This is a genomic window from Staphylothermus marinus F1 (genome assembly GCF_000015945.1).
Lineage (GTDB): Archaea > Thermoproteota > Thermoprotei_A > Sulfolobales > Desulfurococcaceae > Staphylothermus > Staphylothermus marinus.
Genome location: NC_009033.1, coordinates 1,366,170 through 1,380,627, shown reverse-complemented (window position 1 = coordinate 1,380,627; position 14,458 = coordinate 1,366,170). Strand labels below are relative to the sequence as shown.

General features: G+C 35.5%; 12 protein-coding genes. 3 read left to right on the top strand and 9 right to left on the bottom strand.

The genetic code is table 11. The annotated features are described in order from the left end of the window. Positions 1-23: 23 nt before the first annotated feature. From SMAR_RS07330 to SMAR_RS07310, 5 genes are all read right to left on the bottom strand, one after another. Positions 24-965, bottom strand: coding sequence for a DHH family phosphoesterase (locus tag SMAR_RS07330; protein WP_011839694.1), 942 nt, complete (start codon positions 963-965; stop codon positions 24-26). A gap of 46 nt (positions 966-1,011) precedes the next feature. Continuing rightward, positions 1,012-1,479 carry a LexA family protein gene (locus SMAR_RS07325; protein WP_011839693.1) on the bottom strand — a complete coding sequence of 156 codons (468 nt, stop codon included), beginning with the start codon at positions 1,477-1,479 and terminating at the stop codon, positions 1,012-1,014. A 183-nt stretch (positions 1,480-1,662) separates the two neighbouring features. Further along, entirely contained in the window at positions 1,663-2,406 is a 744-nt protein-coding gene (locus SMAR_RS07320) for a hypothetical protein (RefSeq protein ID WP_011839692.1), read from the bottom strand. A 141-nt stretch (positions 2,407-2,547) separates the two neighbouring features. Beyond that, positions 2,548-4,467, bottom strand: a complete 1,920-nt coding sequence (locus SMAR_RS07315; RefSeq protein WP_011839691.1) for a glycoside hydrolase family 57 protein — start codon at positions 4,465-4,467, stop codon at positions 2,548-2,550. 15 nt (positions 4,468-4,482) lie between these two features. After that, positions 4,483-4,869, bottom strand: a complete 387-nt coding sequence (locus SMAR_RS07310) for a hypothetical protein (RefSeq protein ID WP_011839690.1) — start codon at positions 4,867-4,869, stop codon at positions 4,483-4,485. Between the two features lie 203 nt (positions 4,870-5,072). On the opposite strand from SMAR_RS07310, the gene SMAR_RS07305 reads away from it, so the two are divergent. The 3 genes from SMAR_RS07305 to SMAR_RS07295 are packed head-to-tail and all read left to right on the top strand — an operon-like array spanning position 5,073 to position 7,123. Further along, the gene (locus SMAR_RS07305; protein ID WP_052833867.1) at positions 5,073-5,624 is read left to right on the top strand and encodes an ABC transporter permease; all 552 of its coding nucleotides are present in this window, start codon (positions 5,073-5,075) and stop codon (positions 5,622-5,624) included. A gap of 3 nt (positions 5,625-5,627) precedes the next feature. Further along, positions 5,628-6,392 (top strand): ABC transporter ATP-binding protein, encoded by a 765-nt coding sequence (locus SMAR_RS07300; protein WP_011839689.1) that lies wholly within the window; start codon positions 5,628-5,630, stop codon positions 6,390-6,392. Next, positions 6,392-7,123, top strand: a complete 732-nt coding sequence (locus SMAR_RS07295) for an ABC transporter ATP-binding protein (RefSeq protein WP_011839688.1) — start codon at positions 6,392-6,394, stop codon at positions 7,121-7,123. The genes SMAR_RS07300 and SMAR_RS07295 overlap by 1 nt, the downstream gene beginning before the upstream one ends. Here SMAR_RS07295 and SMAR_RS07290 read toward each other — a convergent pair. From SMAR_RS07290 to SMAR_RS07275, 4 genes are all read right to left on the bottom strand, one after another. Further along, on the bottom strand, positions 7,107-7,658 hold the full coding sequence (locus SMAR_RS07290; RefSeq protein ID WP_011839687.1) for a hypothetical protein: 552 nt from the start codon (positions 7,656-7,658) through the stop codon (positions 7,107-7,109). The genes SMAR_RS07295 and SMAR_RS07290 overlap by 17 nt on opposite strands. Positions 7,659-7,683: 25 nt before the next feature. Beyond that, positions 7,684-10,197: a glycoside hydrolase family 57 protein gene (locus SMAR_RS07285; protein ID WP_011839686.1), complete on the bottom strand. Its 2,514-nt coding sequence runs from the start codon at positions 10,195-10,197 to the stop codon at positions 7,684-7,686. Between the two features lie 97 nt (positions 10,198-10,294). Continuing rightward, complete coding sequence (locus tag SMAR_RS07280; protein WP_011839685.1) at positions 10,295-12,250, bottom strand: OPT/YSL family transporter; 1,956 nt, start codon at positions 12,248-12,250, stop codon at positions 10,295-10,297. A 155-nt stretch (positions 12,251-12,405) separates the two neighbouring features. Continuing rightward, entirely contained in the window at positions 12,406-14,436 is a 2,031-nt protein-coding gene (locus SMAR_RS07275) for a DUF6785 family protein (RefSeq protein WP_011839684.1), read from the bottom strand. Positions 14,437-14,458: the final 22 nt, after the last annotated feature.

Genomic DNA, 14,458 nt, shown 5'->3' with positions numbered 1-14,458 from the left:
GATATAATAGGTTAGTGGCTGATTCATTGAAGATACGAAAAGATAAAGAATCTTTCTTTCTTAAATTTTTCTTCGTTACTAATTATCTCCAGTATTTTATTAACATCAATTAATCCGGGTATTCCAGCAGCGTTTTTGTGTCCGCCTCCTCCAAGCTTTTTAGCGATCATAGCTACATCTATATAATCACTTCTTAAGCTTACACCTCTAGGATACCTTATGATATACACATCAGCTTTTAGCCCGTTTAGCTTAGCGATCGATGTTAATTCTCCCGGATGTACTCGGGGATCAACATCTTGGAATATTAGGAGTTGCAATCCATTTTTTGTAACGACACTATCTACTCGTCCCATTGCTTCTCTAATCAGGTTTTCATAAATGTTCTTAACTTCTCTCCTATACATTTCAAGCATCCAAGCAGGTCTTATTTCTCCTTTAATAAAGGAATCCAGTGCCTTATACCTTATAGGCCATCCATACCAGCGTAGAACTCTCCTCCACATTATTGTTGTTTCATATCTATTAATGAAGAAGTCATCATCAAACGCTAGATCGATTAGTTTGAAAACATATTCATTATTTAAAGCATTAAAATATCTAGCAACGAGATCTGACGCTATAGTACGTGGATCAACCCTATACCATAATATATCATCAAATCCAATCATTGCATCATATATTTCCCTGTCCCATTCGTGATGATCAAACCAGTAAATTTTTATTTTTCTCCTTCGTGCTTCAACTAGTATATTTCTTAAATCCCTAGCATGTTTTGCTTGGGGATTGAGATCTATTATCCATATCTCGCCATGTCCGCCAACATAGTTAATTGCTGATGCTAAATATTTCGTCAATGCCGTAATTGATGAAAGAATCGTTTTTGATACATTCATATATAGATTTGCAATTGTAGCTCCAGCTATACCGTCTAGGTCCCAGTGACTTATTACTATCCTCTTCATCCCCGTCACCAACAATATTGCTGGGGGGACAGTTTTAGATATATAGTCAAGATCTGTAACGTTTTATTATGTTTTTAAGTCTATTATAGATCTTTAAGATATCATTTAGTAGTAATATATTTATTGCTAAAAATGATGATAGAACGTAAATATTGATTGTATTTGTAAACAATATTATATATCCTATAGTAAGAAAAATTGTTACAAGCAATGTAAAGAATTGTTTTGGAACGACTAGGCCTTTAAATTCAAAAATCAAATCAAGAATTGATTCTCTAGGTTTAACAGCAATATATCCATATCTAGTCTTCTCAACAAAACCCAAACTTATCAATCTCTCTAAGTGGTGCCTGACACTATTAGGACTCTTAAACCCCATCATTCTCTGTATTTCCCTTATACTCAAAGGTTCCTTATGTTTAAGAAGCAACATATATACATCTAAACTACTACCACTAAGCTCTATTAAAGGATCCCGGTGCTTCATTGATATTTGTTTGGCTTTTCTAAGCAATCTACATCCCACAACATTATTAATTAGTGAAAAAAATTAATTATCTTTTGCCTTTTCTAAATATGAAACGACCACAATGAAAAGTATATAGATGTATAAGTGTTAGAAAACATATAAACATTTAACCTTATTATGATAGGTTTTCAGTAAAGGTTATAAGAATTGCATCTGAAAAACTATTCATTATTTCCGTAATAGCTCTATTGCTAAAATGTATATCTTATATGTTATCATTAATGAGAAAAACACTACTGAAATACTTATGAATAATGAAATATACGTAGAATCTTGGGTACTGTTAGGGTAATCTAAACTAAACAAATGAGATGAATTAGTATTAACTATGGGAATAGCTACGTATGATATTGTTTCTGGTTTTTGATTATTTTTTTGTTGGAGTTTTGAAGTAGATATTGTTGTTTTAATAGTATTTATTGAGAATGGGGTTTCTGATTCATTAAATTGATTATTATGACTTATTAGATATATTCTAATTCTTTTTTGTTCTTCTACGGAAAATAATGCTTTTCCATTAACTACTACCAGATATCTGCCGGAGTACGCTATAATTTCGTCGAATTTATTCTTTGAAGTAATGGATATATTAACAATTGAATGTTTACCTGGTTTAACTAATAATTTCTCCGTATATAATACATATCTATTACTATATACTACGCTATTATTTGTTAGCATCAAAATTTGGGGATGCTTTAAAACATCGAGCTCAATTATAGAATTATAGTTATTGACTATTATTACAACGAAGTTAATTGTTATATTGTTATCTCGAATGTAATGGTTGATATGTACATCGACATAAACTAATTGATCATTTAACGATGATTCAGCATTCGTTAAGCTACTAATTATTAAAGCGCTCATTAAAACCATAATTAATATTATTAAGTGAATAGTGCTTTTCAATATTGAAAACCTTATGTTTGACGCTTATCCTTGTTTTATTCCTCAAAGACAATCTTATTTTTTGTATTAAATATAGTTATCTCGAAAAGTAGTTGTACAATAGTGTTGTTATTTAAAATTAAAAAAGTTGAAATCTAAAGATCATCTTGGATTTGGTAATAGTTTAGGTTTCACATTTATATCGATGATTTTGCTATCTATAATTAATCCTTTAGAAATCGCTGAAACCACCATTTTGTGTTTGCCTATGAACTTAGCTTTTACAGGTATTATTCTTGTATATGACGAATTAGGGTTCATTTTTACTGTTTCAAGATCATTATTTACAGATGAAAATCCCGTACCACCTATAGCAAATGATACACGTATTTCTTTCTCTAATTGGTTTCTAATCGTAACAACTAAGCCTGCTTTCTCGTCTTCATAGAATTCAGATGCTGGTCTCACATCTATAATTTGTATCTTATTTATTCTATTATTAAGAATATTCTCTGCCACACTTAGCCATGTATCTATTATTTTAGGTAACCAAAACTCTGCCCACCAGTAATCACTATCCAATGCGTGCCATAAAGCCCATCTTGCTTCATTACTGAACTCGTCTCTACCACCAATCATTTCTTCGTATGCTAGTAGTTTTCGATAAACACTATATGTTTTAATCCAGTATTCTTCGTGCTGAGGGACTTCTCCTCTCCACTTACGGAAGGTTCCCAGCCAAGAATTTGTAGGTATATTTGTCAATATACGATTAGCTGGTACTTTATTATATATTTCTCGCAGAGTGCTTAGTTTAATAAATTTATTATCGCTTAACGTTTCAAGATAAATTATCATTTTGTCTAAGAAATACGCTGTTAACGGTGGATTAACTGAGAATGACATCCAGTTTTCTCCGTCAAGAGCGATTGTAAGGACTTTAACGTTTTTATCAAACCATTTCTCGGCAACTCTTAATGCGAATTCATATGCGTTTCTCCAAGCATGCGGCTCGCTGTAGAAATTATTTCTAAAACCAAGGATGTCGCTTAGATCATGATCTCTGAAGAACACTGTTATATATTTCTTTGACTCTGTGTCGATCACCATGTAGGGCTCGTATTGACTATCCTTATTTCCCTCTGCATGGAAGAAATGAAACTTATCATCTAGAACAGTGTATTTAATATCTAGATCATAGTATATGGGGATTAGTTTCATTGAGAAAGCCATTTCAGGAGTCCATATACCTTGAGGATTATAATTGTTACCCATGATTTTGCTTGTGACTTCTTTACCATACCTTATCTCTTCTTCAACAATATTAGTTGCTCCTAGTACGTCGGTTAAGAATCCCCCTATGGTATGTGCATAAATACTGGTCAATACATCGATCTGGCCTTTAAATAATGCTTCTCTATAATTGTTCAAAGTTTCTTCTACAAGCCTTATTTTCTCATGGTTTGGATCATATTTTTCACCATTAACAAATTCTACACCTTTCTCAACTGCTATCTGCCATTGTCTGAGAAGGCTTGGACTGAGATTATATGTTGCTTTAAAATGTGGATGTATATTCAACATTACCGAGTGATAATGATATGGTCCTTTACCATATGGTTTTAACAGATCGCTCCAAACATAGATATAAGCCCATGGTCCATGTATTCGTCCATCAGGCAAATAATTGGGGGCTTGATGATGATGCCATACAATTGTAAAATACATTTGTTCTCTCGAACTCGGATCACCTACTAAGAAACATGTATTATCTATTTGTTCATTATCAATAAATAATTTATAGCAGAATCTACCAGGCTTATCCGGAGTCTCTATAGAAATAGTTTCGATCAAAAATTTTTTCTCGTCAACATTTATCCTTTTAGAAAATACTTCCCTGTTTCTATCTATGGAAACAATTTTATAATGTATATCTCGTCTCGACCCATGATTATTTAGAAGAACATAGATTTTTGCTTCAGCATTGGGTTTATGAGCTGGTTTATCAAAAACCATGTAGGCTTCAATATTATTAATTAACTTGGGCTTTATCAACGAAGAATACTTATCCAATACTTCCAAAACAAATCACCCATATTATTTTTCTAGCTCGTGAACCTCTATTTTTTCCGTACAAATACTGGGTGCATCCTCAGCTATTCTTTTCCAATCAATTCTCTGCTCAACAATATATCGGAGATGTTTTTCAAGAAGCCTTCTAGCTTTTTCACGGCCTAGCCTAGTCGCGTTCCAAGTAACATATGGTGAATAAAATGATGCTACTTCTACATGTATTTTTTTCTTCTCCTTATCAACCTTAAATTTTATATAACCCAGTTCTTTAAGGTGACAAGCAGGATTTGCGCAAAGAATATCTATTTCGCATTGATCTTTTTTAACGAAAACTATTTTGTATTCATCTGGCGATCTATATGTTTTGCCGCATGGGCATTGTAAGAAGTCTTCTTGTTCCTTGGATGACAAAATACTTTCTTCCCCCCCATATCTTTTGTTAAGCTTGGTAATCCAAGTATGATTTAATAAATTATTCAAGTTAATAACTATTGATACGGTAAATGATTTATTTTAATGGTGTAATTAAAATATATGGTTTCAATATAAAGTAAACAATATAGATATTTAAAAGAATCTTATAAATACTTATACATGACTTGGTGGTCATGAATATGAGCGAGGAAAAAACTGTACTGCCATTATCTGAAGCTATATATCTTGTTCTCCACAGTATTAAGCTCCGAATTGGGAGTATATTAATTGTCATAATCGCTATAACCGCCAGCATAGCGTATATGGTTAGCTTAGACATGTTATCCTCTATTCTTATATCAAATATTAGTCCCCAAGGTGCTGAAGTATATATGTTGTTGCTTGATCTAACTGCTTTCACAGTTGCGGCTGCGGGAACAATGAATTCGTTACTTATAATGATTGCTGAGAGATACCATGAAATTGGAACTATGAAAAGCTTTGGAGCTAGAGATATTCATATTTTCGAATTATTAATGTTGGAAGCTGTTATTCTTACAGTTATAGGTGGATTCCTAGGATATATTATTGGTATGGGAATAGGATACATGCTTGGTGGTAGTGGAGACATAGTATTTCTTTTAGGAAAATCATTAGCTGTAGCAATTATTATCGGCTTGGTTTCAGCATCATATCCATCCTATCAAGCCGCTCGTATGAGCCCTGTAGAAGCACTTAGAGTTGAGGTGTGAAAAATGCAGAATGTTGAAGAAGCTAAGAATGTAAAATTGCCTAGTAAGAGAAAACTTGAATATGTTGTTGAAGCAGTCGAGGTGAAAAAATACTATAAGATGGGCAAGTTCATTGTGAAAGCACTGGATGGTGTCACATTTAATGTGAAGAGAAGAGAATACGTTAGCATAATGGGTCCTAGTGGTAGTGGTAAAACAACATTATTCAACATGATCGGAGGACTAGATAGGCCGACCAGTGGAAAAGTCTACATTGATGGAGTCGATATAGCAATGCTGGATGCTTATGAGCTAGCATGGCTTAGAGCTAAAAAGATAGGATATATCTTCCAAACATTCAACTTAATACCTGTACTCACAGCAATAGAGAACGTCATGTTACCGATGATCTTTGTTGGTACACCATATGAAGATGCAATAGTGAAAGCGAAGAAACTGCTAGAACTTGTCGGGCTCGGAAAATTCATACATCATAAACCAGCAGAACTTAGCGGCGGACAACAACAAAGAGTAGCTACCGCTAGAGCATTAGCTAACGATCCATCAATAATACTAGCAGATGAACCCACTGGAAACCTAGACTTACACACTGGTTTGAAGCTAATCAATTTATTGAAGGAAATAAATGAGAAAAAGAGTGTTACTATTGTCACCGCCACACATGATCTAAAAATGATTGATGTAAGTGATCGTATTGTTTGGATAAGAGATGGTAAGATAGAGAAAATCGAGCTTAGAAGAGATATTGAAGCCGTGGTGAGCGAGTAATGGCGGAGGATATCGTAATAAAAGTTGTTGATCTCCATAAATATTATATATTGAAGGGAGAAACTGTAAAAGCTCTTCAGGGAATAAATCTCGAGATCTATAGGGGCGAATACGTATCAATACTTGGTCCTAGTGGTAGTGGTAAAACAACATTATTCAACATGATCGGAGGACTAGATAAACCTACATCAGGCAAAGTATATGTTGATGGAGTAGACATTTATTCTTTGCCAAAGAAGAAACTGGCATATTTTAGAAATAAAAAGCTAGGCTATGTGTTTCAAACATATAATCTCATACCATATTTAACTGCATTAGATAATGTAGCATTGCCCATGGTATTTGCAGGTGTTCCGAGAAGAAAACGTGTTGAGAAAGCACGTAAGCTTTTAGAAGCAGTTGGTCTTGGAGAAAGACTTTATCATAGACCCTTTGAGCTCAGCGGAGGTCAGCAACAGAGAGTGGCTATTGCTAGAGCATTAGCTAACGATCCATCAATAATACTAGCAGATGAGCCAACAGCTAACTTAGATCTAGTTACGGGTAAGCAGGTTATTAATTTATTGAAAGATATAAGCTTAACACGTAACGTTACAGTTGTCACTAACACTCATGATCTAAAAATGATTGATGTAAGTGATCGAATAGTTTATATTAGAGATGGAAAAATTGAGAGAATAGAGGAGAGACAAACAGCTGAGATAAGAGATATAATTATTGATATAGGCTAGAATATACTTCTTTCAAAAACTCTTCATTCAGTAAAAACATTTTCTTAATATCTGAGGCAGGCGTTAGTGTATAGAAAACACGTGTTCTCCCCACTAATACGATACTAGATCCTTTAGAAGGCTTTATCTCCTTATCAACAAGCACGAGCTTGCCGCTTGTTTTTAATATTATTTCCTCATATTTTGTAGAAAATATTTGATCCCTTAATTTTTCGATCAGTTTATCAACTATATCTTTGAGTTTTCCCTTTCCACTCAATAATAATTTCTTACCTAGACCCAGAATACCCTTTTTAACTATGATGTCAACGTATCCAATATTCTCTAATTGCTCATCTAATTCTAGAACAGATATTGTTATATAATAGAATTCGCCTGTATACTTGGTTGTGTTTTTGCCTATGAAAAAATACCTTATATACGGGTTATTTTTGAAATAAACTAGTGTTGCTCCTCCTTTATCGTATATTATTTCTGCATCGGTAGGCAAGACTTTTTTAAGAATTTTTGATGTTTCCCCGGTTAAGCTACTCATATGATTTATTCCTCACGTCGTTACTTCATGATCTTTTATGTTTGATGTAGTATAGAATAGCTAAAATAGCCACTATAATCCATAGAATGATTGCTAGTATTATGAGTAGTTGCGTATTTCCACCTGTATTTTCTTGCTTAGTTTGCATCACTATTATTTGCCCAACAAATTTATTGTTGTCAAGGAATGGATCATATGGTGATATAGCATTGACTTCATATGTATAGGTTCCAGTCTTCAGATCCACATTAAACACTACTGTAGCGCTATCTTCTCCCTGGAATATAGTAGCTTCTCTGACATATGTTTGTCCCCCTATATTCAAATATATTTTAACGGGAACATCGAATGAAGCGCTTTCGCCTTCAGATAGTGAAACAGTTGCGAATATTTTATGTATGCCGGGAGGTGTAGGATTTATGCCTCCTAATACACCGTTCGGACCGACAACTGTTATTTTTAATGATAGATCAATTGGGCTAAGGAATTTTATTTTGAAGCTTCTTGTTTCGAAATAATATATATTTTTACCAATTTTTGCGTTTGGTGTGTACATTGTTAATACTAGTTGTTTTGTTCCGGCTTTCTCCACCTTGAATATCAATGATACATTTACTGAGTCGCCCGGGGTTATTGTTACTTGTTTAGTTGTCGCATTTATTCCCGGCATACTTAGAGTTATTATGGTGTCCTTCATTGGGTAATCATTATTATTTGTAATTGTAACTATTGCTTTAGTCGTAGTCTGTGAAACTGGTTGAGAAGGTAATGTAGTGAATGATATCTCGTATTTCATAATGTTTGAAATATCAAGGTCAAATTCTCCGAGCCAAGCATCTATTACGCCTGGTGAGAAGAATTCGCTCCACCAGAAATCACTGTCGATCGCATGTATTAAGTCTATTACTGACTCGTTAAATTTAGGATTCTCTCTGATCTCGTCTATGAATTTACTATATGAATCTATGTTTTTATAATACATATATGCCTTATACTTCCCTATACGTTCATATAGTTTTTCCCATTCTTTTTTATGCTCAGTTCCTCTCTCAGTTGTCCACTTGCCCCATCCTCCAAGCCAGCTTGTCCATGGAATACTTGTTAATACTCTCTCCGGCGGATGTACTCTAACAGCGTCTCTAAATGTTCCAGTATTCATTATTCCCTGATCTGTTAATCTACTAACATATTTATAGATTCTGTCGAGAAATAGTGCACCATTAGCGTGGCTTGGAGCAAATAATATCCAGTTTTCTCCGTCAAGAGCGATTACTTCAATAGGAGGATACTTATAGTTTTTAAATGAATGCTTATTGTATATGTGGTAATAGAGAGCTCTTGCATCTCGATCAGCTGTTCTAGGATCTCTCCAATCATTGTTTGTAAAACCAATATATCCGTCGCTAACTTCTTGATCACGGAAGAAGACTATTAACTCTCTTCCCTTACTATCCTTGACAATGTAGGGTTCATATATTGTTCCCTTATCGCCTTGTGCACCGGGAAAATGATAAGTGCCGTCTAAAACAGTGTATTTAAACCCTAAATCTAAGTATATTGGAACAAGTTTATCGCTCCAAGCCATTTCAGCGGTCCATATAGCATCTGTATCTACACCTAAGACTTTTTTAGTCCATTCCTTACCTAACCATATATCGTATTTTAGAAGATATGGGATGTTGAATTTCTCAATCAAATAACCTGCTATTGTATGTGCAAATTCTGTTGTTAAAAGATATACTCTACCCTCATCATATAGTTGTTTTAATCCCTTGAAGAAGTCCCTGATTGTCTGGGCAAGTGAGCTGTTAGGTGGTACTTTTTTGGTAGAGCCTGTGTTTGGATCATAAATTGTGAACCCCTTGTTTGCAGCAATATATAATTGATATAGTAGGCTTGGGCTATAATGTAGGTTCACTTTGATATTAGGATATTTCTTTAGGAGGTAATAGTGTAGGTAATAGGTGCCCATATCAGGATATACATTATCGATCTTGAAGTATGGCGTTAAACTATCTTTGAAAAAGTGATCTATATGCCAGTTGGCGAAGAATGTTCCATCGGGCCAATAGTTTGGTGCTTGATGGTTATGCCAAACGAAAAGTATCATAGGCGGCTTACCTGATGGTGGTCCATGTCTAACCCAGAAATCAACTGTGTCCTCATATATGACTTGGTTATTTACTATGATCTGCATATGTAAATGATATGTTCCATCATTTACATCCGGAACGGTAACCGGCTGTGATTCTACATGAATAACTCTTGCATCATTTACTGAGGGTATTGTTACATGTATTTCTGGGATAGTGGGAGCGTTGGGTAGATCTGTAAAATAAAATTTAACGATGGCTTCTCTGCTCTCTTGAACAAGCGGATATATGTATGCTTCTGCAACTAGTTGTGATCCTGGAAGGTATATTGGTGAATCTGTTGTTACAAAAGCATATATTTTATATGTCTGGCTTATACTAGGTGATATTGTGATCAATGAAATGATAACTATTGTAGTAAGCATAAGCATGATAGCTTTATTCATGGCAACCCCCATATGCTAAGAATTATGTGTTAGCATTAATAAGACTATATCTTGTATATAAGTTATTGAATTATTTGTTTATAAAAACATGTAGTATCTAATATACGAGTAGCCAGAGGCTTTTCATGATTAATGCAACAGCAACCGATATAGCTATCATAAGCCCTTCTCCTAGCCCCAGACCCGCTGATATAACTGCAACATATTCTCTAAACCACTCGGACCCTTTCTTTTTCTCCAGTATCCTAGCAATAATGCCTCCGATGAACATTGTCATAGTATATGATATTGGCTGACTAATACCTATAGTGAATCCTATGAGTTCGAATGGTATCGAGAATATTTTGACTAAGGCAACTATTATTGCTCCAATTGTAAATGGTAGCATTATCCGTAAGGGCCAGTTAGAGAAGTGCGATAATAACGCGGATGCTATACTGCTTTCACCTGTTTTTAGTGCACCACTTGTCCATGCAGGCCATAATAACGCCCATAACGCTGCTACACGCCAGAAAACAGCTGTTGCTGGATAAGCCGAGCTTGGAATAGGAGCTATTCTCCAGAATATATCTGCATATAATAGACCCATCAAATATGTTAGAGGAAACGCTATAAAGTATGCTTTCAAATAATCGCTCTTCTTAGTATTCGTCCAATCACATGCAACATAGACTGCTGTCCATCCACTAGCTCCTCCATAAACATATATGGGTGTAAACCATGCTGCAACACCTCTATAACCACTCGCTAGTAAAGCGCCCTCTTTAATATATGGTAGGTTTATCCCAGTAGCCGCTTCACCTAGAGCACGAGTATTTGCTAATTGGAATAACGTGGAGAAACCCACTATTAATGCTAGGAATAATAATAGGAATTGAAGAGTAGCATATTGTGGCTCAACAATATATATCAGATAATAAACAAACAAGCTTAACCCAGTAGCTGACAATAAATATATTAAGAGAGCAAATCTTGTGAGCGATAACCCCCAAATAGTAGGCTCTGATGTTGCGCTTGTTTCTCTACCACGTATCTTAGGAGGTCTAAATACTCTAACAACACTTCTCCAATTAATAACCATTGGCGCTAATCCAGCCGCAAAACTTAACCCTATTAATGGTCCTACATATAATTGGAGCAGTCCATACTGGAAAATATCTCCTAGATTCATTCCCGGCCTCCATAATGTGAATAATCCATACTTAACAGCCATTGGAGCACCTATTAGATAAGCAAATATTCCTCCAATAAATATTGATACATTAACTCTCCAAGGCATAATCATACCTACACTTATCAATAATAGATCTAGGCTGAAACCTAGACTAGCACCATTTAATCCTATAGATTCAAGAGAAGACGTTAGATCAGCCCATGGAACAGGAAGTAGTTGGACACCAAACATGAACCAAACACCGTATAGTAGGAAAGTATAAAGTAAACTGAATATTGCAACGCTGATCATTACCCTAGCCTTATCTCTCCAAATATGTTTTTCTGCAAGAACAATACTAGATTCAGCCCATACCCTAGCACCTGGAAAAGGTAATTTTTCTTCTACAGCATATATTTTGTAGAGCACATATGCCAAGCTAAGATCCATGCCTTTAGTGAGTAAAGCAGACGCAATAGCTACAAGAAGAGGTGGAATAAATACTGCTTGGAAAAGCGTTCTAGGCAGTTCAGGAATGCTAGGAGCATACCAGAAGGGTATCTTACCATATAATCCAAAACTTCTAGCATACTCGCTTATGGCAATATACCATGCAAGTATAAGGTTTACTCCAAACAAGCTTTCAGAAATTGTTGTTCCAACATTACTAAACATTACAAATGCTTCTTGACGAGTAAGCCTAGCCCCCATTATTGCGGCAATAGTTGTGAACAGTAGTAGTGTAGTATATTCTGCAGAATTAATTATTTGCCAAGGATTAAGACCTGCAACCAAGTTAAGCCATATAGCTGCTGGTTCAAACACTAATGCTCCATAAAGAATGGCTAAAACAACACGCCATGTAACCGCTGATCCACCAATGATCTTTGATTCACCCAATTAAGATGCAACCTCCCATATTCCGCGTTACTCTAATCCCTTTGCCTAAAATAAATAGAATCTTTAAGACTCATATTTAAAATTAAGTAGTAGCTAAAAAATAATTATTCAACAATTTTTTCTTAAATGAGTAAAAAAGATTATTATTGTATATGTTATGTTCCCAATACATATGATAACCATATCATTATATAGCTGAATATTGCTAGGCCAGCCATGAATGGTACTATTTTCTCCTCGTATCCCTCTACACCTGTAATCCTTATAATGATCCATTTGGAAATTAATGCTATAATGTTTGGTATGAACATTAGTAGTCCTGTTACAGGCATATCACCTATCAGTATACCTATTGGATTAAACGGTACGCCAGGGAACAATAATCTTACCCACACCAGTAGTATTCCAAGTATTATTCCAACAATAAATTGCGGCATAAAGAGTGTTGGATCATTACTCATGTGCTGTATATAGTTTTGATGAACCATGCTATCTATCCAGTTCGGCTCAAACCCTGTATCTGCTCCACCAACCCATTTACCACCCACAGAACCGAACCATCCATAATAGTATAGTCCTAGTAAAGTTATTAAGAACGATAACACTATGCCGGAAATTACTGCTATGAAAGATATTCTAACTACTTTATTCGGACTTACACCTCCGACCTTAGCTAGTTTGAATCCCTCCATAACTGCTGGTCCAGGAATTGTTGCCAATGTACGATCCGTAACTAATGGGTAAAATGATGCTGCAGCTGCAAATGCTTCTTTTGAGTGCCAGTTACCGCTGTACCTATAAGGTAGCCATGGCAAAACCAGCATTTCATGCCACCAAGGCCCATAGTTGTATATTGCTGTTGTCCATGTTGATTCTCCACGTATACGCATCCATGTAATATATAATAGTAGAGTTATTACTACGACGAGCAATGCAATATGAGGCTCCAAGCCGGTTCCAGCTAGTAATCCCCATGCTAATAAGAAGCCTATTATTGCAAAGATTGCTCCAAACAATACTTCTTTATCGCTTCTTAAATTCTTGAGATGCCTCCAAGCCAGTGCAAACCATGCTATGGGGAAGCCTATTGCTAATCCCCTTGTCACCATATGTGGCATTAGACCATACCAGTGACCAACAGTGAAATAGTTTGTGTGTGCATCCTGTGTTTCCGTGAGTGGTACTATGCCTAAGGATACCTCGATTGGTGGCAACACTATATACATTAGGAAATACCATACAATAGCTGTGATCAATATATCCATTGGCATTAAGAACGCTAAACCAATAAATAATGGTGCAACAGTGATCATTAATGCTACATCATATCCTATTGATGGAGAGAGATCATAGCCTCCGAACTGGGATACTAGTAGTTGACCATAGATTGATGGTAGGTTTTGTATTATCTTTAATGAAGCCAATAGATTAGGTAATAATATAACTACTGCAACAATAGCTCCTACCAGGAACATTATCTTCGAGATAAACCTATGTTCAGAAGCCCCCTTGAACCCTGTTATTCTCATAACTTCAACAGCCATTTGTGCATATGGGAATGGTAGCATCTCTTCATCTATCCATGGTTTACGAAACATTAACGCAATACCTATTTGAGCCATTGCTAAACCAAAGAAGACAAGAATCCACAAAGTCAGTGATGGCGCCCATGCACTTAATACTATGCCTACCCAGTTGGGATCAGATAATAGCATTGAACGAGCTGATTCATTAAATATCGGTGCTAGTGCAGGTATTTCTTGGCCATTAACAATGATCGAACCTTTAGGAACCCATAGATCAGGCATTAATGCTCCATTATCAGTTATTGATGGGACCTGATAAGTCATATAGGCATAGTGGATTAGTAGGAAATTTGCTGAAAAAGCATAACCAGCACTAGCAGCAATAGCAACATAGATCAAAATCGCATCAGCAACTGTTAAAGCAAACCGTTTATTGATCAATGCAACTATTAAGTTGAGAACGCCTATTACCAGCAACAATATAAGCGGTGCCCATGCCCAGACCCATTCTAGAAAAGTGCTTGGCCACACTAATCCATATAGTAGGTTTGTTATAATTGGGGCTAGAATAGCCATTATTATAGCTACAACGACTCCTTTAATAGTAATATTAGTAGGTGAAACTCCCCAGAATAGTTTCTTTCCTTCTTCAGCGGACATATAACTCCACCAGAGACCATAT